Annotated in this window: 19 protein-coding genes; 11 read left to right on the forward strand and 8 right to left on the reverse strand. The window is 62.0% G+C overall.

Going from position 1 to position 23,989, the window contains the following annotated elements; genetic code table 11:
* Positions 1–25 precede the first annotated feature (25 nt).
* From BLO80_RS17275 to BLO80_RS17285, 3 genes are all read right to left on the reverse strand, one after another.
* The gene (locus BLO80_RS17275; RefSeq protein WP_256574218.1) at positions 26–706 is read right to left on the reverse strand and encodes a hypothetical protein; all 681 of its coding nucleotides are present in this window, start codon (positions 704–706) and stop codon (positions 26–28) included.
* The gene (locus BLO80_RS17280) at positions 703–1,428 is read right to left on the reverse strand and encodes a hypothetical protein (RefSeq protein WP_092331066.1); all 726 of its coding nucleotides are present in this window, start codon (positions 1,426–1,428) and stop codon (positions 703–705) included. The genes BLO80_RS17275 and BLO80_RS17280 overlap by 4 nt, the downstream gene beginning before the upstream one ends.
* A 63-nt stretch (positions 1,429–1,491) precedes the next feature.
* The gene (locus tag BLO80_RS17285; RefSeq protein WP_092331065.1) at positions 1,492–2,301 is read right to left on the reverse strand and encodes a hypothetical protein; all 810 of its coding nucleotides are present in this window, start codon (positions 2,299–2,301) and stop codon (positions 1,492–1,494) included.
* A gap of 242 nt (positions 2,302–2,543) precedes the next feature.
* On the opposite strand from BLO80_RS17285, the gene BLO80_RS17290 reads away from it, so the two are divergent.
* Positions 2,544–3,140 (forward strand): MarC family protein, encoded by a 597-nt coding sequence (locus BLO80_RS17290; protein ID WP_060739358.1) that lies wholly within the window; start codon positions 2,544–2,546, stop codon positions 3,138–3,140.
* 12 nt (positions 3,141–3,152) lie between these two features.
* Here BLO80_RS17290 and BLO80_RS17295 read toward each other — a convergent pair whose 3' ends face one another.
* The 5 genes from BLO80_RS17295 to cobG form a co-directional block, all read right to left on the reverse strand.
* On the reverse strand, positions 3,153–10,208 hold the full coding sequence (locus BLO80_RS17295) for a TcdA/TcdB pore-forming domain-containing protein (RefSeq protein WP_092331062.1): 7,056 nt from the start codon (positions 10,206–10,208) through the stop codon (positions 3,153–3,155).
* Positions 10,209–10,595: 387 nt separating this feature from the next.
* A complete protein-coding gene (cobJ, locus tag BLO80_RS17300; protein WP_092331060.1) occupies positions 10,596–12,293 on the reverse strand; it encodes a precorrin-3B C(17)-methyltransferase in 1,698 nt (565 codons plus the stop codon).
* The gene (locus tag BLO80_RS17305; RefSeq protein WP_092331057.1) at positions 12,293–13,024 is read right to left on the reverse strand and encodes a precorrin-2 C(20)-methyltransferase; all 732 of its coding nucleotides are present in this window, start codon (positions 13,022–13,024) and stop codon (positions 12,293–12,295) included. Before BLO80_RS17305 ends, cobJ begins: the two co-directional genes overlap by 1 nt.
* A complete protein-coding gene (locus BLO80_RS17310) occupies positions 13,024–13,650 on the reverse strand; it encodes a precorrin-8X methylmutase (RefSeq protein WP_092331054.1) in 627 nt (208 codons plus the stop codon). The genes BLO80_RS17305 and BLO80_RS17310 overlap by 1 nt, the downstream gene beginning before the upstream one ends.
* Positions 13,643–14,962 carry a precorrin-3B synthase gene (gene cobG / locus BLO80_RS17315; RefSeq protein ID WP_305882515.1) on the reverse strand — a complete coding sequence of 440 codons (1,320 nt, stop codon included), beginning with the start codon at positions 14,960–14,962 and terminating at the stop codon, positions 13,643–13,645. The genes BLO80_RS17310 and cobG overlap by 8 nt, the downstream gene beginning before the upstream one ends.
* A gap of 336 nt (positions 14,963–15,298) precedes the next feature.
* Here cobG and BLO80_RS17320 point away from each other — a divergent pair, with 336 nt between their 5' ends.
* The 10 genes from BLO80_RS17320 to BLO80_RS17365 all read left to right on the forward strand — a co-directional run bounded on the left by BLO80_RS17320 (position 15,299) and on the right by BLO80_RS17365 (position 23,957).
* On the forward strand, positions 15,299–16,204 hold the full coding sequence (locus BLO80_RS17320) for a zeta toxin family protein (protein WP_092331049.1): 906 nt from the start codon (positions 15,299–15,301) through the stop codon (positions 16,202–16,204).
* A gap of 251 nt (positions 16,205–16,455) precedes the next feature.
* Positions 16,456–17,667, forward strand: a complete 1,212-nt coding sequence (gene cbiE, locus BLO80_RS17325) for a precorrin-6y C5,15-methyltransferase (decarboxylating) subunit CbiE (protein WP_092331046.1) — start codon at positions 16,456–16,458, stop codon at positions 17,665–17,667.
* The gene (locus tag BLO80_RS17330) at positions 17,660–18,757 is read left to right on the forward strand and encodes a cobalt-precorrin-5B (C(1))-methyltransferase (RefSeq protein WP_092331044.1); all 1,098 of its coding nucleotides are present in this window, start codon (positions 17,660–17,662) and stop codon (positions 18,755–18,757) included. The genes cbiE and BLO80_RS17330 overlap by 8 nt, the downstream gene beginning before the upstream one ends.
* On the forward strand, positions 18,754–19,476 hold the full coding sequence (locus BLO80_RS17335; RefSeq protein ID WP_092331041.1) for a cobalt-precorrin-6A reductase: 723 nt from the start codon (positions 18,754–18,756) through the stop codon (positions 19,474–19,476). Before BLO80_RS17330 ends, BLO80_RS17335 begins: the two co-directional genes overlap by 4 nt.
* A gap of 59 nt (positions 19,477–19,535) precedes the next feature.
* The gene (locus BLO80_RS17340) at positions 19,536–19,871 is read left to right on the forward strand and encodes a type II toxin-antitoxin system RelE/ParE family toxin (RefSeq protein WP_092331039.1); all 336 of its coding nucleotides are present in this window, start codon (positions 19,536–19,538) and stop codon (positions 19,869–19,871) included.
* A 4-nt stretch (positions 19,872–19,875) separates the two neighbouring features.
* Positions 19,876–20,199: a helix-turn-helix domain-containing transcriptional regulator gene (locus BLO80_RS17345; RefSeq protein ID WP_055136704.1), complete on the forward strand. Its 324-nt coding sequence runs from the start codon at positions 19,876–19,878 to the stop codon at positions 20,197–20,199.
* A 171-nt stretch (positions 20,200–20,370) separates the two neighbouring features.
* Entirely contained in the window at positions 20,371–20,769 is a 399-nt protein-coding gene (locus tag BLO80_RS17350; protein ID WP_092331036.1) for a DUF2946 domain-containing protein, read from the forward strand.
* A gap of 46 nt (positions 20,770–20,815) precedes the next feature.
* A complete protein-coding gene (locus BLO80_RS17355) occupies positions 20,816–21,295 on the forward strand; it encodes a copper chaperone PCu(A)C (protein ID WP_092331033.1) in 480 nt (159 codons plus the stop codon).
* 57 nt (positions 21,296–21,352) lie between these two features.
* The gene (locus BLO80_RS17360; RefSeq protein WP_092331031.1) at positions 21,353–21,748 is read left to right on the forward strand and encodes a DUF2946 domain-containing protein; all 396 of its coding nucleotides are present in this window, start codon (positions 21,353–21,355) and stop codon (positions 21,746–21,748) included.
* Between the two features lie 82 nt (positions 21,749–21,830).
* Positions 21,831–23,957, forward strand: coding sequence for a TonB-dependent copper receptor (locus BLO80_RS17365; RefSeq protein WP_092331029.1), 2,127 nt, complete (start codon positions 21,831–21,833; stop codon positions 23,955–23,957).
* Positions 23,958–23,989 lie beyond the last annotated feature (32 nt).

Here is a 23,989-nt window from a genome sequence, read left to right on the forward strand (position 1 = left end):
ATTCAGCGACTACCCGTAGCGTCGTTCAGATTTCCAGCTCATGCAGGTGACGAGTCGTTTCGGCGATCACCGCGGCCGCGACTTTTTGCCTGAACGTTGCGTAATGCAGCGTGCTGAATGTCACGACGGCCATTTCCTCCACGCTGCTTTCCACCACTTCCTCCATTGGCCAGAACAGAAATCCCGAGCCCGTCCTGCGGGTGCGGAACTGCTTGTGATACAACGCGATTTCCACTTTCCCGCGGGATTTGGCCACGCAGGGGATCACCTGGAAGAATCCCGTATTGCGCTGTAGGCTCGTTCGTTCAAACAGCTCGAGCGCAGCAGGGCTTCGTCCAAGCGTTGCTATCGCCTGGCTGGCCTGCCGCGAATAGCCTGCGCCAAAGGAACGGGCGATCTGCTGCGAAACGCTATCGGCCATCAATCCTTGCCCGGCCTGCCCCGCACTGACAGGACGCGCCGAGTCCCACCCCAGGTACCTGAGCTTGTTCTTGTAATAGTCGAACCAGTTACCGACCAGACCGTCCTTGTACGCCGAACGGGTTGCCAACTGCGCGTACAAGTTGCTCAGGTAGATATCCTCGCGATCTTGGAGGGACAAACCCTCGTCGAAGGACACGATACTCCCGCCCACCACCGCTGCCCTCGATGCCTCATCCAGGCGCAACCGCTGCCCGTCGGCCGATCGAAACCCTTGATCCGTCATAACGCCCCCGCTTCCGGTTGCGCTTGCTCGACCGCATCGGAAATATCGATGATGTTTCTGGCGGCCTTATCCCCCAGCTTGTGGACAATCGCATCACGGAAGGGCGCATAGAGCGCCTGGGACAAATTCGCCTTGAAGCAACGCAATTGAATATTGCCCACCACAGGATCGGTGGAGAAGAGTTGTCCAAGAGGGTTGGACGTCACGTGCTCGGGCTCGAACTCCAGGCAGACGCTACTCAATGCAGGGCCCTGTTGGGCCAGGATGACTTGCAGCCTGATTCTGTCGGGTGCTTTATGGGGCGCCTCGGACGAATCCGGGCTTTTCGGCCGATGGGCATGTTCACGCAGCAATTCGATAGCGGGCAACGTGCTGGACAACTGGGCGACGCGCTTCAATACATCAGTTACCTGCGTAATCAAAGTTCGCTCAACATATTCTCCCAGCCGCTCTTCGACACATCCCATCAGGTTGGTTTTCGATGAGGCAGCGAGTGTAAAGCTGTCCCAACTCACGGCCTTTTGCATCCAGCCATTATTCAGTACTTCCCGGTACGCTGAGTACCAGTCACTGGACCGGGCAAGAGCGGGGTATTTTTTACTGGCTACCAGCTGGGCAAACAATATCGAATTCAATATATCGAGCCGGTCCTGCCCAATCAGGTCAGTGGGCAGCAGGACAACAGCACCGGCATCAATAAAAATCGAACAATGATCTTTCATGACAATTACCTTATTCCATTAACGGATGGCGACTACCTCGGTAGTCGCCAGGAGATCAATCAATCAGATCTCGTACTCGTCGATTTTTTGTTTCGCGCGTTCACCCAGCTTTGCAACAATCATCTCTCGAGTTGCACTGATAATTGTCGGCACCATGGTCATATGACATTCACCGCGATACAAGTCTACCGAACTGCTGTCCCAATCCACGAACAGGACCTTGGTCTGGTTCGTCCGCTTGATGAAACGCACGGCGCCTAATGCCATGAGGATTTCACCGTGCGGGGTTTCGTGACAGCTCGCCACACCAAAGCCACCGGTGCCGGACTCCTGGATATTCTGGTCAAAGAGCCGCAGCGACTTGTCATTGGTTTGCAATGCGGCGATCGCATCACCGGCCACTTTAAGCATCAACAACGAAGTTGGACCAGGAACGGCAGCAGCCGCCACCGCCGAACCGAGGATTTTCAACACCAGTTGATCCATCTTGAAACTCTTGCCGGACGCGGCAACCTTATCGTGGTAATGCCGCAGAATGGTCCAGCCACAACTCTGCATGACGTCAAGGAAGGTTTTATACCATTCCTCGCCTTCGTCATCCCGTGGATACTTCTTACTGGCAACCAGCGATGCAAATAGATAGGAATGCTGGATATCCGCTTGATTTTGCGCCGTCATACCTGAAACGAACGACATGATAGCGTCTCCGACAATCGAAGCGCGGTCCGGCTTTTCGATTTCGTTGTCAAACCCTGCCGCTTTATATCTGGCAATCCGAGGGGAAACAATTACATCGTCCGGCGATATATCGTAGGCATTCAGGCGTTCCAGGCGGTCCGCCAAGGTGATAACCGAATCAAATTTAGCATTCATTGAATATGTCCCTTATTTAATTAAAGCCCTCCATGGGCCCGAGCGCCATACTTACCTATCCACCTTAAGGGTAACAAGCACAGAACTGTAACCGCACTTAATCCCAGGACAACAACCAACAACTAACAGAAAAAACAAACCAAGATTTCACTACATTAAAACCCTCAAGCCCACGGCCAGCCGACAGACATCCCGACGCCTGATAGACTCCACGCCAAACTCATTCGTCGCGAGCCTCGACCATGCTCCATGTGTTGTTCAGCGTTTACCTGAAGATGCTGGTGCTCTACAGCCCCTTCTTCGTCCTGTCCTGCTTCATCGGCCTGACGCGCGGCTATTCCCGCAAGGAACAACGCCGCCTGGCTTGGAAAGTCGCGACGGCGACGCTGATCTCCAGCGTGTTGCTGTATTTGTTCGGACGAGTGATTTTCAGCGTGTTCGGCATCACCGTGGATGCGTTCCGGATCGGCGCCGGCAGCGTGCTGTTCATTTCGGCCCTGGGCATGGCCCAGGGCAAGTCGGCCGTGCAGACCGACAACGTGCAACAGGACGTGACCATCGTCCCGCTGACCATTCCGTTGACCGTCGGCCCCGGCACCATCGGCGCCCTGCTGGTGATGGGCGTGAGCCAGCCGCACTGGGACGACAAACTCATGGCCATCATCAGCATCGCCCTGGCAAGCTTCACCGTCGGCGTCGTGCTCTACCTGTCCAGCCGCATCGAACGGATCCTCGGCGACCAGGGCCTGCAGATCGTCAGTCGCCTGATGGGGCTATTTGTCTGCGCCTTGGCGGCGCAGATCATTTTTACCGGGGTGAAGGGCTACCTGGTGCCGTAAAAACCGGACGGTTCATTCTGCGACCGGCGCTGTCGCCAGCAGCGCCTTCAGGGTGGCACTGCCAGTCGCCCCCAGGCCCCTTAACTGCGCCACGAACGTCGACACCGGGCGAGATTGCGCGGCGTTGAAGCCCAGGCATATTTCACCGCGCAAGGCCGGATCGGCAGAACACACGTCACGCAAGATCAGGCAGCGTTCACTGTCCGGATCGACAATGACCAGGTGCGCCTGGACGATCTCGAACACGAGTTTTCCAGGCTCATCGAATGCCCAGATCAACGTGCTGGCCGTGACGGGTGTTTCACCCAAGGCATGGCGACAGTCGACGATGACCGACTCCAGCTTCAGCCATACCGGCTTCGTCAAATGGCAAGTCACCGCGCCCTGGCCCATACGCAGGATCAACCGGTTGACCTCATCGGGAATCAGCGGCAAAAGATCGCGACCGACCTTCTCCCCTTCGACCACCAGCACCTGGGCGTTACGCTGGACGTAATCGAACGGCCCGATGCTGCGCTTGTCCGGATAGATCAGCACCCGCCCATCCTGGTGCGCGTGCAGCAGCACATTCACCGGTGCTTGAGTACCCAGCAGGGTGAAGTCCCTGGGCAGGTTCTTGCCAGTGACCCGCAACAGTCGGGCACTTTGCACGTCATACCATTGCAGGCTCCCAGGTTCGGACTCCACCGAGACGAACTCGGCATGCTGCGCCGCGTCCAGCAATCGCTGCAGGGCTTCGACCAGGTGCTCGCCCTGGGCCCTCACCCAGGCGTGGTTGACCCCGGTGATGGTCGCCGCCTCCTGATGACGCAGCGCCAGCGACACACCGTCCACGCTGGTCCCGCGCAATCCGCTGCCTTCGGGCGTGACGTCGGCGAACCGCCAGCCGGTCCACTCGCGTCGATAAGCCGGCAGGCTGGCGCCCGGCAGCAGTTGCGAGCCGGCGCCGAATGCTTGATCGAGCTGCCGCGGGTCGAAGAATGCCTGGCTCACGACTTCACCGCTCGACCGGTCGAACAGCCAGGCCGACTGATTGTCCGGCATCACGCCGAGCAAGCGCACTTCTTTGTCGAGTCCCGGATCGCACAACAACAATCGGTGCGTCACGTACCAGGCACACAGGTTGCCGTCGCCCGCGGTATTGCGCAGGCCGGCAATGGCGAAATCCTTGTCCGGGTAGCGCTTGGCCAATGGCTCCAGCGCCTGCCACCAGTGGGCACGGCCCTTGAGCCAGTGCTCGCTCACACCGGCAAACTGCAACGCGCCTTGCGCGGCCAGGTTGAAAAACAGTCCATTGTCATCGAGCGCCACGTAGCCCCCTTCGACAGCCAGGATCTGCTTGAGTCCGTCGGGCTGCACCCAGCGGTGCGTCCATTGCGCCTTACCGTCCTTCACGCTGCGTTGCAGCCGGCAGAGCGTTTGGTTGGGGGTGACTCGCTGGTAGACGAAGAACACATCGCTGTCATCGGCCATCGGCAAGAGCATCAGGCCGTCCAGGTGCTTGATCGAATCGTCCCAGCCACGGGCATGATGCTTGGCCGGCTGTGCAAGGATCAGCTGTCGATCACTGCCGCGTACCCACGCCATGTCTCGGACGTCGGGCGCAATCGCCCAGCAGATCGAAACATACGGCGCCGGCTGCCAATCGACGGTGACAAGCCCATTGCTCGAAGGCCCGGAGGCCAGCCGCAGGAAGTTGCCGAGCAAGGACGACCATTCAGCCAGGGTATCGTTGGCCAACAGCAGCGCTTGCAGCTGCGGCACCGTGTCGTAGGTGACGGAACTCAACAGCAGTTGCCCGTCATGAATCAGGTAGCGGTATTGCCGGACGGTTTTCTTATCGACAACGTATTCCTGCACCACATGAATCACGCCCTGGGCATCGGCCTCGACGCTGCGAATGGTGCTTTGACCGTCCTGGATAAGTAACAGGTAACGGCGTTTGAGCAGGCCCGTGGCGCAATCCGTTTGCCAGATCTGCAATTGCTCGGGGTCATGGAAATACGCGGAGCCCTCCAGGACCACCGACAACTGCGGCTCGCCGAGCACTTCCAGGTCGTCGCGGATGTAGAGGAAACGGTCTTCGTGGGCGTCATACCAGGCGGTGGTGTAGCGCGGTTGCCGGGGATCCTCGAACGGGATCAGGAAACGCTGGACCAGCGTATATGGCAGTGCCAATCGGTGCTCCCGCGCCAGGCCCTTGTAGTGGTCAAGCAGCGCCTGCTCGTCGAGCCCCTCGGGCGCCGTCTGCTCGACCAGGTCCAGCTGCTGTTTACCCTGGGTAACGCTGAACAACTGATCGGCCGTGCGGATCAGCACTTCCTGGCGACCGACCCGGGTCACATGGACTGTGCCGATGTACAGGTCGCCGGAAGGTTCGACCCGGATGTCACTGTCCTTGGCCCAAGTCGCCTGCAATACCCAGCGGCAATACGTCTGGTTCGGTGCGATCAACCTGATGTCGGCCCCGGGGTTGAGCGTCACGGTACAGCGCCCGCCCGCGCCCCTGAGCCAATAGGCCAACTTTCCTTGCCAGGCATCTGGCAGCACGGGAACCACCAGTGTCCGCTCCAGCGCATCCAGATTCACCCGGATAACCGTCTCGCCATACACCGGGTTCAGGCGATTGAGGATGTAGTCGGAAGGAAACGAATAGAACGAGAACAAAAACAGCCAGGTGCCGTCCGCTTGCTTTTTTTCCAGGCGCCGGGCCGTGTCGAAGCCGCGGTCATGGCGCCAACGGGCGAAGGGCAGCGCCTTGTATTCATAACCGTATGTGGTGTGTGGCGTGCAGGGCAGCACGATGGGTTGCCCGGCGGGCGGCGCGAACCCGACCTGCCCGGGCAGCCCCAGCTCCCGGCGAATGTCGATGGCTCGCGCGTTATCGGGATCGAAGCCCGGCACACCAAAATGATCACGCAGCGGATACAGCTTCGGGCTGTCGAGCAGCACCGTTCCCTCGTTCAGATCGATGCTTTTGACCAGCAGTGACGGCCGTGCCACCCACGCGGCCAGCGTGTGGTCGTAGTGGTAGCCGTCACCCCGGTAGGCCTGCTCCAGGTCGTCGAAAAACTGACCGACTTGCCGTGCCTCGCGGGCGATGGTGGCAAACCCCTGGGCCAGGGCGGCGACGCCGACGGCCAATCCGCCGAGAATCACCCCCGCACCGCCGAGTACCGCTGCCGCGGTCGACGCCCCGGCCAACCCCGCCCCGACACCGCCCGCCGTCAAGGCCAGGCTGGCAGAGTCGAAGGTCAGTTGGGTGCCGAATTGCGCGGTCTCGACGCCGGTTTGCGCGGTCTTCAACTGATAGATATCGAAGCCGACATTGGCCAGCCCCAACACCGCGCCGACGCCCTCGTTGGCCGCATGCCCCAGCGCTTGGCCGACAATCGGCGCGCATGTACGGGCGATGAGCCGCTCTTCCGCCAGCGCGGTGCGCGCCAATTGCACCAGGCCCGCCACATCCACGACATTGCCGTGCACCAGCTGCGCATAATTGACGTACGCGTGCAGGCGCACGGCGGTGGTCAACGTTCGGTCATCCCCTTCCCGACCACGCAAGGCATTCATCAAGGCCTGGATGGTGAAACCGGCGTTGAGGGTATGGACACTGGCGGCCTCGGTCGGGTCCAGGACGTTACCCGTCTGCGCGGGTTTGCGCGCCAGGGTCGAAAACTGTTCCGACAGCCAGTTCTTGATCCGCAACAGGCGCTGATCGTCGCTGAGCACCTGAACCGACTGTTGCGGTCGCGCGGGATCGATCAGGCTCACCCGGTACTTGCCCTCGGGGGTGATTTCCAGCGTTTCGAACAAGGGCACCAGCGGCGTCGCCGAGTCATGCAAATCCTGCAAACCGACCGTTGCCTGGGCGATCTGCTGGCCCCACCAATGGCTGTCCAGCTCCAGCAAACTGCTGCCCAGGTGCGAGTTGTCCGCCAGGGACCTGCCGTGGGCGTTGTTCAGGCGCTGGCGAATCGCAAGCGCCGGTTTTCCGGGCAACGGATCGGGCTTGAGCAGGTGTTCCACGGTGAAGCCGTCAGCCAGCTCCAGGGCGGCAACTTTTTTACTGTGCAGCTCGACCAGATCGAATTCCGGTCGCGCGTCGGGGCCATAGGCGGCGTAATAGCGGGCCATGCCCTCTGTTCGGAAAAACGTCTCCAGTGCCCGTTGCAGCCCTTCCGGCTGGTCGAACTTGCACAGGCCGAAGTTGGGGTCGAAAAAATGGTAGGCGGTACGTTCTCCATTGACGGTCTTGGCCACCAGCATGGAATGGTTGTCAGAGTTGAGCATCAGCGTACGGGGCCCGGTGTGCTTCTCGAGCCGGGCCCTGACCTGATCCAGGTTCGCCTGTCCCAGACGCGTCCCGACCTCCGTCATCGGTACGTCCCGCAGCGCCTCCAATGTCTGCACAAAGGCCTGGGAATCGGCTTGCCCGGGTTCGAGCACCGCGAGGAAGAAACGCTCGCGCAAGTGCCCGGAGGACGCATCGCCCTGGGCAAGCGCCGCACTCATCACCAACGCCAAGGGATAGCAGCGTCCGCCAATCGCCTCGCCATCGCCGTTGAGCAGCAAATCCTGGGGGACCATTTGCACACCGTTGCTGCCGAATCCGTCCAGCACCTGCGCGGAGCGTTCGACGATCTGGAGACGGTGTTCCAGGGTCGCCACTTTCTGGATCCGCGCGACATGGCGGCCCCACTGGAACAGCGTCCGCGCCTGTTTCAAAGCGGTTTTCTTCAATTCCAGCGCGCTGTCAGACGGCAGCGATGCATCCGCCGGATCGCCCACCAGGCCGTTCATGAACCCTGCCGCCCTGCGCTTGAACAATTGCCGCTCGATGACCGCGTAACGGCCGGCCACCGCCTGTTCGGCGACGCTGTTGGCCAGGTTTTCAAGTTCACTGGTGAAGGCGTCGAAGCGCGGGTTATCCAAGCTGTCCAAACCGAGCAACACACCCAGTGACAGCCTTTGCACAGGGCTGACCTCAATGACCCGTCGGGCGCCGCTGGCGATCTCGCCCAGCACGTCATCGATCCCCAGGCTTTGCATCTTTGCATCGCTCAGGAACACCGGAACCAGCGTATCGGGCGCCTGGCGCCGGATACGCTGGCGATCATCGAAACTCAGCGGCAGCGGCTTCTCGAAACGGATTTCACCGTCATGCCCCTGGCTCATCGCCTCGATGAACGGCTCGCCGAGTCCCTCGACCAAGCGCTCCAGGACATCGGTCAACAGCACGGCTCGGCCTTCGATCAGCGGCCAGCCCTGTTGGAATTCAACGGTCGAATGCTTGAGCAACTGCGCGATGTCGCCGCTGTAGCGCGTGCGGTACTGACCTTCACGCCAGCGTGCCTGCTCGTTGGCCAGCCATTTTTCCGGTTGGCTGCCATGTTCTTTCCAGGAGTGATCCTGCTCCTCTTCGGTAGCGCCGTTAACCGTTAGGTGGGGGGCAATGCCCGCCTCCTCGCGCAGGGTCTTGGCGACTGCCACACTCAAGTGCGCGTTCGCGTAGTCGGCCATGCCGTCGCGCATGGCGCCGGGGCCCGTCAGATGGATGGTGCCTTCACTCTCGAAGCGGATGCCGTCGCCAAAGTGGGTGGCTACGCCCGATATCCGCGCGATCGCCCTGAGCACCTCGCCCATCGGCAGGCGGCTCAGCGATCCATGTTTTTTTTCGAAGACTTCTTCCACCAGCACCAACATGCCGGCAACGTCGCTCAATGCAACATTGCGCTGGGCGGCCAGTTGGACCGATGCTTCAATCAACTCGTAGTTGGAGCGCTGACGGTCGATCACGCTCTTGAGAATCTCGGCCCCCGGATGAGCCATCAGAAAGGCATTGGTTAACGACAGCTCCACGCTCAAGGCCCGCAGCGCGAAAGGTCGGGCCAGCCACTCCGCCGGCAGTGTGAAGACCTCGCTCAAGCTTGGCCGGCTCCGCGCGAACGCTTCCAGTGCCGGCAGATGCTCGGCAGGAATATGCCCACGATAACGGGAGGAGGCCTGGCGACCCGGCAGCCACTCGGGGTTCTCGTTCAGCAGCAATTGCAGGGTGCCCAGACGGGCATCATAGTCAAAACCGCTGATATCGACGTCGCCCAGGGTGGCCGATAACGGCGGAAGGTAGTCGATATCGGCATATCCGCCACCTTCGGTGAACAGGACTTCCATGCGCACCACATCCGCAGCCGCCGCCATATTGCCAAGCAAGCGCATCTCCCGGTCATAGACCTCCTGCAACTGCAGCGAAACCGCGCCGGCGGCAAGGTCGCGCAACTCGAAGCCTTCCATGTCCAGGACACTGCGCCGGTTGCGTTCCAACTGTTGGCGCAGCACTTGCGCATCCTGACCGTAGGCGCGGGTCAGTAAATCGATCCGGGCCTCATCGGCTGAACCGCCATTCACCACAGCGGCATTGATATGGGCCTGCATCTGTTGTTTCAGAACAAGGGCATGTTCGTTGTACAGGGCCCCCAACTCGACTTCAGTAATACGCTCATCCACGTCGTGTAGAAAAACATTGGCCTTGGCGGCCTCGACAATAAACTTATTGGTTTGCCAGGCCAGCAGTGCATCGCTGTCATACCAAAGATTCAGGGTATAACCCTGCCGGCCCAACACCTGTCGCCATAGATTGAGATAATCGCGCTGAATGTCGCCAAGGCCGCCGCCGAGCCAGACGAAGTGCAACGTCTTGGGCAATTCCGTGGGCAACTTTTTCATCTGCTCGGCACTGAACAGGAGGCGCGCTTCGTGCTGTTCGACTTTGTCGTATATCTGCGGCAGGTCAATCCCGGCACCGGCCGGGCTGGAGATATGCGCATCCTGACTGCGCTTGACCCTGCGCTGGCCCAGCAGTTTGGCGAGCTTCTGCTTCAAGAGCCCCAAAGGTTCGAGCAACCGGTGCGAATCCGGCATGCCGATACAGGCAAAGTAATAACGGATGACCGCCTCGTAGTGCTCAGTGTTCTTGTAGGGCAACAGTGCCCGTTCGAGATCGGCCAGTTTGAAAAGGCTGATGAAGCCGAGCGCACTGTCGCCCGTCTTGATGTTCGCTTCCTGCATAAAAAAGACACTCCTTGGCCTGTCCAGTTAAAAAACAGGCCTATAACAACGCCGTCGTCAGCACGTATTCTGACGACCTATTGATTCAATTTAATATCTTGCAACTTGGCGGCACCTGACACGTCTGCCAAACACCGACAAGCGCACACCGACAACTTATCAGGCACGCAAACTAACGTTTAAAAACCAACAACTCAAACGGGAAGGCTTTCAATGCATTTCAACGAAGGGTCAAGACTGCAACTTGCGCTTTTATTTATATGAGAAACAAATACAGCGAAAGAATCGAATGTACGGTTCTGAAGGCGATGTTTCTCTTCTGTGGCGAGGGAGTAAGCTCCCTCGCCACAGTCTCAAGTGCCATCCATGAATGAACGGTGTCGCGGTTCAGGCAGGTTTGGCCCCATACCAGCGAGGCGTGTAGACCCAGTTTCCACCGGACGCGCGCGGGAACACGCAGGTGGTGGAGGAACCGATCAGGACCATGGTGCGCATGTCCACCTGCTCGGCCGTGAGCTGTCCCAACGTGGTGACACGCAGGGTCTGGCCCGGACGACCGATGTCACGCCCCAACACCACCGGCGTCTCCGGCGTGCGGTGCCGGGCGACGATTTCCAGCGCACGCCCCAATTGCCACGGTCGCGCCCGGGAGATCGGATTGTAGAAGGCCAATGACAGATCCGCTTCGGCAGCCAGGTCCAAACGCTTTTCGATGATCGACCAGGGCTTGAGATTGTCCGACAGCGACATCACGCAGAAGTCATGCCCCAACGGCGCACCGGCTTGGGCGGCGGTCGCGAGGGAGGCGGACACCCCGGGCAGGATTTCCAGGTCCACCTGATGCCAGGCCGGGTCGCTGGATTCGTGCAACGCTTCGAGCACCGCCGCCGCCATGGCGAAGACGCCCGGATCGCCGGACGACACCACGATCACCGAACGCCCCAGGGCCGCCAGTTCAAAGGCGTGACGAGCGCGCTGCATTTCTTCGCGGTTGTCGGTGCAGTGCAGCACTTGATCGTCGCGAAACGGGCCGGCCATGCGCACATAGGTTTCGTAACCGAGCACATCGGTGGCCCGCGCCAGTTCGGCTTTCACCGCCGGCACCATCAGCTCGGCAGCGCCCGGCCCCAGGCCGATCACCGCCAGGCGGCCGCGCGGACGACCGATTCGGGCCACATCCAAGGGCTGCGCGGCGACGGAGATGACCAGATTGGCCGTTGCCGAAACGAGGGTCGCCGCCGGCACCGAGCTGCGGGCCAAGGTGGCGGCATCGCCTGTCGCCGCCACAAAGCGCAGCGCCACCCCGAGTTCCTGCGCGGCTTCACGCAAGGCCGTGCTGGCCATCAGCGTATCCGCCGCCACCAGGCACGCCAGGCTCGCAATCGCCACGTTGGCTTGCTGCAAAGCTGCACGAACGGCGCTTGGCAGATCAGCCACCTCGGCGCTCACCACCACCGCGACACTGCGCGGATAAATCAGCAGCTCATGGGCACTGGCCTCACGCTCGGCATGGCTAACGTGGATCGTGCGCCGGGCTTGCGGGTCTTGCGGCAACTGCGCCTGATCCAGCCATGGAGCTTCGCCTTCGATGCGCACCGGCTCGCCGGCCAACAGGTCGGAGACGAAGCGCTTGCCTTGCTCCAGGTCGCCGAGGCTGTAACCGCTGGGTGGATTGAGCAGGCACGTGCCGAAACGCAATTCGCCGCTGGTGGTGATCGCCGGTGCGACTTGCAGCGTGGCCGCGATGTCCCGGGCCATGCCATTCACCCCGCCCAGGCCGCCCAGCAGCGGCACCACGGCACTGCCATCCTCGGCCACTGCCAACACGGGCGGCTCGGCGCCTTTTTCCAGCAACAGCGGCGCCAGGGTACGGATGACAATGCCCGCCGCGCACAGGGCGATGATTGGCGTGTCCTGTTGGTAGAGTTCACGCAATGTCGCGCCAAACTCGAGGTATTGCCGATCACCCTCGACCCGCCCGGTCAGGCCGTGGATCAGGGCGCCAGGGTAACGCTGCTGGATCCGTCGGGCTGTTGCCAGGCTGCCGGGGCCGAGGATGACGATGGCCGGCGTCTTGGCGGCCATCAACCCTGCCACCGTTCGCCCGGCACGATGATCAGCGAGAAGTACGGCGAAGACATCGGCTCGACGTCATCCAACGGCACGACTTTCTGGTTGGCCATGGTCGCTCGCTCGACGTACAGCGCTCGCCCGTCCATGCCCAGTTCCTGAAGCACCTGGCGGACCTTGGGGAAATTGCGTCCCAGCTTCATGATCACCGCCGCATCGGCATCGGCCAGGCGACGTTTGAGATCGTCGTGGGGCAAGACACCGGAGAGCACCGACAGGCTCTGGTTGCGATAGACCAGCGGCGCGCCGAGCACCGAAGCGCCGCCCAGCATCGAGCACACGCCGGGAATGACTTGGGCCTCATAACGCTCGGCCAGGCGATCGTGCAGGTACATGTAGGAACCGTAGAAGAACGGGTCGCCCTCACAGATCACCGCCACGTCGCGACCGGCATCCAGGTGCACGGCCAACTGCTCGGCGGCGGTGTCGTAGAAATCGGCGATCACCTGTTCATAGGACAGCGGCGCAGGCAGCACCTCGGTGGTGACCGGGTAGACCAATGGCAGCAATGTCTGCGCGTCCTGCAAATGGCCCTCGATGATGCCGAAGGCGTTGCCCTTCTTGCCCTTGGCGACGAAATACGCCACCACGGGCGATTCGCGCAGCAGGCGCAGGGCCTTGACCGTGATCAGTTCCGGGTCACCGGGGCCCACGCCGAGGCCGATCAGACGTCCAGGCTGCTGCATCATTCAATCTCCGTGGCGAGGGCGTTGACGGCGGCGGCGGCCATGGCGCTGCCGCCCAGGCGGCCTTGCATGATCACGAATGGCACGCCACGGCTGTTGGCCGCCAGCATCGCCTTGGACTCGGCGGCGCCGACGAAGCCCACCGGAAAACCGAGGATCAAGGCCGGTTTCGGTGCGCCGGCATCGAGCATTTCCAGCAGGTAGAACAGCGCGGTCGGTGCGTTGCCGATGACCACGACACTGCCTTCCAGGTGCGGGCGCCACAACTCCAGCGCTGCCGCCGAACGGGTGTTGCCCAGTTCCTGGGCCAATGCCGGTACGCGCTCGTCGCGCAAGGTGCAGATCACCGGATTGTTGGCTGGCAGGCGAGCCCGGGTCACGCCTTCGGAGACCATCCGCGCATCGCACAGGATCGGCGCACCGGCGGCCAGCGCCTGGCGCCCGGCCGTGCCCGCGCCCTCGGAAAACTGCAGGCCATCGATGGCCTCGACCATGCCGCAGGCGTGGATCACCCGCACGGCGAGTTTCTCCAGGTCGGCCGGAATGCACGCCAGGTTGGCTTCGGCGCGGATGATCGCGAAGGAGTTGCGATAGATCTCCTGACCGTCGCGGATGTAATCAAGCATCAAGGGGGCTCCGGGGGCGAGCGTCGAGCCAGTGGCCGAGCGCTTCAATAGTCAGATTGTGTGCCTGCAACGCGCCGAAACCCGGCAACGTGGCATCGCGAAAATACAGGTCGTAACGACCGGGGGCGACCGCCAGCAAGGTGGCAGGCGCGACGTGGGCCGCCGCGCAGGAACGCGGGCAGCCCGACAGATGAACCTTCAGGGTTTGGCCCTGGCGTTGCAGCAGCTCGGCCAGTTGGCGGGCGTCGGTCTTGGTGTCGGCCAAGGCTTTGCCGCAGCCGCTGGAGCCGGTGCAGGCGATGAGTTGCGCCAGGGGTTGATCGTTCGAACCTAACAACCCCAACCCCTCAAGCCGCGCCAGCACTTCGTCGGCATCCGCGCGGCACACGTTGGGCAACAACAGGCTTTGCCAAGGGCTGAAACGCAGGCTCGCATCGCCCTTCTCCCGCGCCAGTTGCGCGGCCCCTCGCAGCATGACCGCATCGAGCCGCCCCAGGGGCGCCGCCGCGCCGACGTAGACGCGGTCGTCGTGCTGGGGATGGACGCCGAGGTGCAGTCCATCGCTGGACCCATCCCGCTGCCAATCCAGGCACGCTTGCAGGGGCACGCGGCGGGCCAGCCGGGCCATGAATTCATCCACGGAGACGTCAGCCAGCAAGTGGCGCATGCGGTTCTGGTCCGGGCGGGCCAAGTCGAGGAACAACTCCAGCACCGCCACCACCAAGGCATGCCCCTGGGCCAGGGGCACCCTGCCCACCGGTGTATCCAACGGGGTGCCGGCCAAGCCGAAGGCCAGCCAGGGCTCGCCGTGACGGACAAGGGCCGAGAGCCACAAGTCGTGGTGATGTTCGAGCATCGCCAACGCTTCTCCACCGTCCAGTTGCACGGCGAACTTGGCCGACAGTTCATGGAAGCGTTCATGGGTTTGCAGGGTGACGAGGATCCGCTCGGCCAACGGGCGGGTGTCGAACAGCATCTGCCGGTCGATCCCGGCCGCGGGGCTGAGCATCAGGTTGCGCACGTCATCACCCGCCGGCTTGCGCGGGCCAAGCCCGGCGGCCAGCAATGGCTCGATCAGCGCGTCATGGCCGGGGCCGATCCCGCGGATTTGCAGGTTACCGCGGTTGGTCGCCTCGATCACACCGCTGGCGAACCGCTCGGCCACCGCCGCCACGGCTTCGGCCTGATCCGCCTGGATGAAACCGCCATCGAGCTTGATCCGACAGATCCCCCCGTCCAGCGCCTGGACGACACGCAGCAACCCCGGGCAACCGGAGGGGCGTACGACGAGGGAGGATGGGCGTTCGTTCAAGGGAAGACCGGCAAATAAGAAACGCCACATTGGCGAAGGAGCGCCATTATGCCTGCTTTGCCGGGGGTCATGAAAAGCTTGCTGGTCGGATTGAGGGCATCGCCATTACAAATGCGAAGTTGAATGTAACGCGGCCCTCGCGAGCACGCTTGCTACCGCTGGGGCAGGGATGCACACGGATGTGTGAGCAGTCGCCTTTTCTTCCGTAAGTTTTTTTACCTTAAAAAACAGAGACATGAGTTGAAATAAACCTGCAATTGAAAAAGCGGCAAAACAGCGCTTTTCTCAAAGGGCGACCCACCATTCCACGCGCATCTTCGATAAGGAAATCAAGATATGCCACAAGCACCGAGTTACGCTCACACTCCTGAGCAGGTCACAGCCGCGGTCACTGAAATCAGCGCCACGCTATTCAATGGCATCACCGCCGAGGCCATTCCCAAAATGCTGATCACTGCCGGCTCGCAAGGATCGGGCAAGACCTATCTGCTGGAAAAAAACCTCCTGCCCTCAAAGCGCTATAGCAATTATGTTCGCCTGTACCTACCCGAGTACCGGCAAAAACACCCCCAATACGCAGAAATGATCAAACACGGTGTCTTACATGCTTATGAGCATACAGAAGCCTTTGTTCGGGAAATTGGCGCGAAGATCTTCGAGAAAGCGTTCAACTGCAAGTACAACATCATCATGGAGTGCGCGTTCGACAGCATCGATTTCGCTGCGTTTCCACCGACGGCGACCGCAGCCGGCTATCAGTTCGAAACGCACATCATCGCCTGCAAGAAAGAGTTCGCTCACCTGTCGAGCATCAAGCGGGCGCTCAAAAGCCTCGATCGACAAGAAATGGAGAGGTTTGTCTCGCTATCGGCGCTGAACGCCAGCCTGGGAAATGCACAGGCAACGATCCTCGCTTTCGAGACGGCCGCCAAAGCAATCAGCGGCTCGCGGATCTTCTTGTACGAACGCGGGTTTGGCCCGTTGAAAGAGCGGATCCTGCGCGTCCAAAGCACCTATACCAGGGACTCGAACGACGCCCTGGTCATCATGGGCCCCGCGCTGGCTTATTCCAGTGCATTCGAGACAATCGTCAATAACCGTCTGTACCTACTGAGCGAGCGTGAAGAAATGGTGAAGGAATGCCACCTGGCGCTGCTCAAGACCCAGGCTCACGTAGATCAGGTGCCCGACGCCGTCTACAGCGATTTATATGCCTACATCCTTAAATACGTATACCGATGACCTCTCATCGGCTATGCGCCGGGCCTGTCGGCGCAGGAGGTCAGTCTCACATCACTTGCGCTATCGAGAAGAGCACTGATGAGCACTCAGGCATCTGTCTGCTTGCGATAGCGGTGGGGCCGGAGCGGTGATATCGAACGTATCGCCGCCATCGCGGATCCGCGTTTCCAACCGTGTCGCGGTATGATGGCGGCCCGGTTCGCAGGTGCCATAGGCCCGCCGGACGTACCCATCTAGATCGAGGAACCAAGATGACCCCCTGGCTGACCGTAGTGGGCATCGGCGAAGACGGCTTCAAGGGCCTGGGCCGAACGGCTCGTCATGCCTTGCTGCGGGCATCGCGTATTGTTGGCAGCGCTCGCCAGTTGGCGCTGCTGCCAGTGTGCATCCGCGGCGAGCGGGAGCTGTGGCCCAGCCCGTTTTCCCTGGAACCGCTGCTGGCGCGGCGGGGCGAGTCGGTGTGTGTACTGGCCAGCGGCGATCCGATGTTCTACGGCGTGGGCGCCAGCCTGGCGAAACAGCTGCCGGGCGATCAGATGCTGGTCATCCCCGCGCCCTCCTCTTGTTCGCTGGCCGCGGCGCGCATGGGCTGGCCGTTGCAGGACGTGGTCACGCTGTCGCTGGTGGCGCGGCCCCTGGCGGCGCTCAATGGGCATTTATCCACAGGCGTCAGGCTGTTGCTGCTGAGCAATGACCGTCACAGCCCTGCCGCCGTGGCGACGTCGCTGCGCGAGCGGGGGTTCGGGCCGAGCACAATGACTGTGCTGGAACATTTGGGCGGTGCGGCGGAACGACGGGTCGACGGTAGCGCCGCGCAATGGTCCGATGACACCGTCGCCGACCTGAACCTGATCGCCGTCGAATGCCGGGCCGAACCGTCGACACCGCGACTGTCACGCTTGGCCGGTTTGCCGGACAGCGCGTTCGAGCATGACGGCCAGTTGACCAAACGCGACGTGCGCGCCATCACCCTCGCCCGCCTCGCCCCGACTCCCGGCGAGCTGCTCTGGGACGTCGGCGCCGGCAGCGGCTCCATCGGCATCGAATGGATGCGCACCCACCCCAGTTGCCGCGCCCTGGCCATCGAAGCCGACGAAGGCCGGCAAGGCTTGATCGAACGCAACCGCGACACCCTCGGCGTGCCCGGCCTGCAATTGATTCGTGGCAGCGCCCCGCAGGCGCTGGACAAGCTGGAGCGTCCGGACGCAGTGTTCATCGGTGGCGGCGTCACCCGCGAAGGCGTGCTCGAGGCCTGCTGGGCCCAACTCAAGCCCGGCGGTCGGCTGGTCGCCAACGCCGTGACCCTGCAAAGCGAAATGACCCTGATGCACTGGCGCGAACGTCACGGCGGTGAGCTGACCCGCATCCACATCGCCCAGGCCCAGCCGTTGGGCGAATTCGACACCTGGCGCCAAGCCTTGCCGATTACCTTGCTGGACCTGACGAAACCTCTCGATGCGTGACGAAACCGCCGAACAACCCGCCCCCCTGCGCAGCGGCCTGACCACCGGCAGTTGCGCCACGGCCACCAGCCTGGCGGCGGCCCGCTTGCTGCTGCGCGGCACCGAAGCCGACGCCGTGGAAATCGTACTGCCCAAGGGCAAGCAGGTGCGGATGCGCCTGGAGTTCTGCCGCCTGACCGAACAAGGTGCCGAGGCCGGGACGATCAAGGACGCGGGCGATGACCCGGACGTGACCCATGGTGCCCTGCTGTTTTCCCAGGTGCGCCTGATCGCCGAACCCGGCGTGCGTTTCGTCGCCGGTCGCGGTGTAGGCACGGTGACACGACCGGGGTTGGTGCTGGGTGTCGGTGAGCCGGCGATCAACCCGGTGCCACGCAAAATGATCAACGATCACCTGGGTCGCCTGGCCGAGGAAAGCGGTTATGCCGGTGGTTTCGAAGTCACGGTCAATGTCGAGGACGGCGAAGCCCTGGCGCTGAAAACCATGAACCCGCGACTGGGCATCCTCGGCGGCCTGTCGATCCTCGGCACCAGCGGCATCGTCCGGCCATTCTCCTGCGCGGCCTACATCGCCTCGATCCACCAGGGCATCGACGTGGCGAAGACCAACGGTTACCTGCACATCGCCGCCTGCACCGGCAATGCCAGCGAAGACACCATGCGCCGGGTCTATAACCTGCCGGAAATCGCCCTGATCGAAATGGGCGACTTCGTCGGCGCCGTGCTCAAGCATGTGCGCAAGGTGCCGGTGGAAAAACTCAGCCTCTGCGGCGGCTTTGGCAAGATCAGCAAACTCGCCGCTGGCCACATGGACCTGCACAGCCGCCACTCGAGCATCGACCTGCCGCAACTGGCCGAATGGGCGGCCGCCATCGGTGCCGATGAGGTTTTGCAGCAGGGCATCCGAGATGCCAACACCAGCCAACAGGCCCTGGCGATGGCCAGCGCCGCCGGCGTCGCCCTCGGCGATGCGGTGTGCGAGCACGCGTTGGCCTTCGCTCGCAGTGTGGTGCCGGCCCAGGTCCAGGTCGAAGTCTTCGCCATCGACCGCCAGGGTGGGATCGTCGGTCACGCCGGAGGCTTCCAATGAAACGCATCCTGCTACTCGGTGGTGTCACCGAAGCCCTGGCCATCGCCCGCACCCTGGGCCCCGATCACATCTACAGCCTGGCTGGCATCGGTCGCGTCCCCACCGACCTCACCTGCCAGGTACGCGTCGGCGGCTACGGCGGTGCCGAAGGCCTGGCGCAATTCATTCGCGACCAAGGCATCGACCTGCTGCTGGACGCCACCCACCCCTACGCCGCGCAAATCAGCCACAACGCCGCCCACGCAACGCGCGCCTGCGGCATTCCCTGCTGGGCCCTGCGCCGTCCGGCCTGGCAGCCCCAGGCCGGGGATGACTGGCGCGAAGTGGCCGATTGGGCTGAACTGATCCAAGCCCTGCAACCCTTCCACCGCCCGCTGTTCACCCTCGGCCGGGAACCGCTGCAACACCTGCACGAAATTCCGCCAGAGCAATTCTGGACCCTGCGCGCCCTGGACGTTTACCCCGGCAATGAACGCTGCGAAGTCATCGGCGCCCGCGGGCCGTTTCACATCGAAGGCGAGCGCGAGCTGTTCGAGCGTCGGCGGATCGATGTGCTGATCAGCAAGAACAGCGGGAGCACGGCCACTGAGCCGAAGCTGGAGGTCGCGCGGGAGCGGGGGGTGCCGGTGTTGGTTTTGCGGCGGCCGGTGTTGCCAAGGGTGGATCGGGAGTTCGAGAAGCTTGAAGAAACACTTGAGGCGTTGGCGCTTCTGAGCTGATGAGGCAAGATCACTGCCTTGCGTGAACAGTAACCTATTTGTTACCTTCAAGGCCGCACGTGATCACACTCGAAGAATATCTACAGGACAACGATACAAGCCCATTCAAGCGTTGGTTTTCCACTCTGGATGCCCAAGCGGCTTTCAAGGTGTCCAACGCACTGATGCGTTTGGAGTTGGGCAACACCTCAAATATCAAATGGTTCGACGGTTTGGGCGAGTATCGTATCAACTGGGGCCCAGGTTATCGGGTGTACCTGACCCAAGAAGGCAAGCGCCTGATCATCTTGTTTGGTGGGGGTGACAAGTCCACTCAGAAAAAAGACATCAAACAGGCAAAAATGCTTGTTGCCGAATTCCGAGCCCGGAAAAAAGCAGAAAGGAACATGAGGTAACGCAATGGCTCTCACACGCAGCTACAAACATACGATTGCCGAACGCGCCAAGCGTGATCCTGAGTTCGCTCAGATCTTGCTGGATGAAGCCGCTACCCTATTTTTAAACGGAGAACCGGAGATGGCGAGGATGATTCTCCGCGATCTCGTGAATGCCACTGTCGGTTTCGAAGAGCTGGCCAAGGAAACCTCCAAGCCGAGCAAGAGCTTGCATCGAATGCTCTCAGCCAAGGGCAATCCAAGCATGGATAATTTGGCGGCGATATTTGCGGTTATTCGCACCACGTTAGGAGTAGATATGCAGGTGCATGCTGTACCTGCACATTGAGGTACGCCTTAATATCGGCTAGTCCCCTCGCCACAAAAGCATCCACTTACAAAAACCGTTGCTATTGTTAATGCAAACCCTGCGACCCTATACCGCACACGCCTTTTTTACTTCTCAACCCCGATCAGGCTAAATACCGCCACCTGATCGCCCAACCGAGCGGATTGCCCCATGTCCCGACAACGGCTTGCATTTGCCTGGATCGCCTGCTTCGCAGTGCTGTTCAACATGCTTGCCATGCCGCTTTCCAACAGCGGTAGCGCGACTGCCAGTTCGCCAGCCGAGCAACTGCTGTGGGGCAGTTTCTGCTCGTCCAGCGGCACGAAAATGGTCGCGATTTCCCTGGGCAAGCTCGAACAGGGCGCACCACAGAAAGACAATCACTCGACGATGCAGCATTGCTGGTGCTGCGCCGGCACCGCGTCGCTGGTGGCACTCACTGGCCATGCCCCGCAACTGTACCTGGATGCCCGGCTCGATCATCGCGGCATCGCCCAATCGAAACTCGATAACCCCACGCCCCGCCAGCAATGGCCAAGCCTCAATCCCCGCGCTTCGCCCCTGGTCTGATTCTTTCCGCACACATCTGCGCCCTGAATCGTTCCGGAGAATCGCCATGTTGAACAGACTTATCCTGCTGGCTGCCCTGCTGCTTCCCGTCGGCTTTGCCCAAGCTCACCAGTACAAGGCGGGCGATCTTGAAATCGCCCACCCGTGGTCTCAAGAGTTGCCGCCCAACGCGCCGACCGTGGCCGCGTATTTCGTCATCCACAACGGCGGCACCAGCGCCGACAAACTGCTCAGCGTCGACTCGCCCATCGCCGGCAAGGCCGAGCTCCATGAGCATGTGATGCAAAGCGACCTGATGAAAATGCAACCGGTATCCGATGTCGATATCGCCCCGGGTGCGACTGTCACTTTCGCGCCAATGGCCTATCACGTAATGTTGCTGGAGCTGAGGGACCGCAGCCTGCTCAGCGACGGCAAGCGCTTCCCCATGACCCTGCATTTCGAAAAAGCCGGGGATGTCACGGTCGACGTCGCGGTGCAGAAAAAAGCGCCCGACGGCACCAAGACACACATGCACGCCCAGTAGACGTAGCCGCCCGTGCACGCCCTTCGCGCCAGGCCATCCATGCCCCGCCGTCAGCCCATGAGCCTGACACGCGGCAGTTGGATCAGCCTGTTCGCCATGCTGATGATCTTTATCGGTCCGCTGATTTCCCAGTCGATGCCGATGGATCCGCGCATGTCTTCGTCCATGCCTGTGTCCATGAGCATGAACATGGAGATGGGCATGGACATGACGGCGCACGAAGCGCCGGCAGCCGAACATTGCCCGCCCCAGAGCGAGCACCATGCGTTATGGGAAAAGTGCGGTTATTGCAGCCTGCTGTTCAATTGCCCCGCGCTGCCTGGCGGCCACACCTTCGCCGTCTTCAACACCCCCCATACCAACACCTACACCAGCCCGTCCCCACGCCTGGGCCACGCCCGACCCGCGTTCTTCCCGGGTGCCCGCACCCGCGCACCGCCCCTCGACGCGTAAGCCGACACCCCATTCACCCGGTCGTACAAGACAGCCCCAGGCTGCCCGACCGTGTCGTCTACGTTTGTTCGATGGAATCATCATGTCCAGGTTTTCTGCTGGCATCGCGTTGGGCTCTGCCCAGGTTCGCTGCCCCCTGAACGAGCCACCGGTTCGTTTACGCCAAACCATCGCCGCGCTGTGCGGCCTGCTGCTCACACCTCTCGCGCTGGCCGACGAGCACGAGCATCACGACCATCAGGTCGACGAACTGAGCCCGACGGTCATCACCGCTATCGCCCCCAGCTCGCCGCTGACCGTCGTCACCAACCCCAAGGACCCGCGCCAACCGGTGCCGGCCAGTGATGGCGGCGACTACCTCAAGACCATTCCGGGCTTTGCCCTGGTGCGCAACGGAGGCACCAATGGCGACCCGGTGCTGCGTGGCATGTTCGGCTCACGGCTGAACATCCTCACCAACGGCAGCATGCTGCTGGGTGCTTGCCCAGGCCGGATGGACGCGCCGACCTCCTATATCTCGCCGGAAACCTACGACAAGCTCACCGTCATCAAAGGCCCGCAAACCGTGCTCTGGGGCCCCGGCGCCTCGGCTGGGACCGTGCTGTTCGAGCGCGAGCCGGAACAGTTCGGCGAGCTGGGCACCCGGGTCAACGCCAGTGTGCTGGCCGGCTCCAACGGCCGTTTCGACAAAGTGGTGGATGCCGCCGCCGGTGGCCCGCTGGGCTATGTACGGGTGATCGGCAACACCGCCCACTCGGACGATTACCGCGACGGCAACAACGACACCGTGCCGTCGCGCTATGACAAGTGGAATGGCGACGTCACCCTTGGCTGGACGCCGGACACCGACACTTTGCTGGAGTTGACGGCCGGCAAGGGCGACGGTGAAGCGCGCTACGCCGGACGCGGCATGGACGGCTCACAGTTCAAGCGCGAAAGCCTCGGGCTGCGTTTCGAGCGCTCGAACATCGGCGAGGTGCTGGACAAGATCGAGGCCCAGGTCTACTACAACTATGCCGACCACGTGATGGACAACTACACCCTGCGCACGCCGTCCGGCACCGGGATGATGGCCGGCCCCATGGCTTCCAACGTCGATCGCCGCACCCTGGGCGCGCGCATCAAGGCCACCTGGCGCTGGGCCGATGTGCAATTGATCGGCGGCCTGGACGCCCAGACCAACGAGCATCGCCAGCGCAGCAGCATGGGCGTCGACACCTACAAGGACCTGCCGTACACCAAGGACGCCGACTTCCACAATTACGGCGTCTTCAGCGAATTGACCTGGTATGCCGCCGATCGCGACCGAGTGATCACCGGCGCCCGGCTCGACCGGGCCTCGGCCAAGGACTATCGCCAAAGCATCGGTTCCGGCATGTCGGCCCGCCCCAATCCCACCGCCGACGACACTCGCGCCGACACACTGCCCAGCGGTTTCGTCCGCTACGAGCACGACCTGGACGACAGCCCCACCACCCTCTACGCAGGCGTTGGTCACGCGCAACGCTTCCCGGATTACTGGGAGCTGTTCTCGCCGGACGCCGGCCCCAGCGGGTCGCTGAATGCCTTCGATTCGATCAAGCCGGAGAAAACCACCCAGCTCGACTTCGGCCTGCAGTACAAGACCGAAACCCTCGAAGCCTGGGCATCGGGTTATGTCGGCCAGGTCCGCGACTACATCCTCTTCGACTACACCCCCGGCGTGATGGGCAGCACCTCCCGGGCCGAGAACATCGATGCGCGGATCATGGGCGGTGAATTGGGTGCGGCCTACAAGCTGAGCGAGCGCTGGAAAGCCGACGCCACCCTGGCCTACGCCTGGGGCAAGAACAGCAGCGACGGCAGCGCCCTGGCGCAAATGCCGCCGCTGGACGCACGACTGGGCCTGACCTACAGCGAAGACCGCTGGAGTGCCGGCGCCCTGTGGCGGGTGGTGGCGGCGCAACACCGTGTCGATGAAAACAAGGGCAACGTGGTGGGCAAGGACTACGGCAAAAGCTCGGGCTTCGGCGTGTTCTCGCTCAACGGTGCCTATCGCATCAATCAACACTGGAAGGTCAGCAGCGGTGTCGACAACCTGTTCGGCAAAGCCTACGCCGAACACTTGAACCTGGCCGGCAACGCCGGGTTCGGCTACCCGGCGAGCGACCCGCAGGCCATCAACGAACCGGGGCGCACGCTCTGGACCAAGGTGGACATGAGTTTCTAACCGGCACCGGAGATCTGTCAGCCAGGATACAA

The sequence above is a fragment of the Pseudomonas sp. NFACC56-3 genome, assembly GCF_900100025.1.
In the GTDB taxonomy this organism is placed as follows: domain Bacteria; phylum Pseudomonadota; class Gammaproteobacteria; order Pseudomonadales; family Pseudomonadaceae; genus Aquipseudomonas; species Aquipseudomonas fluorescens_AA.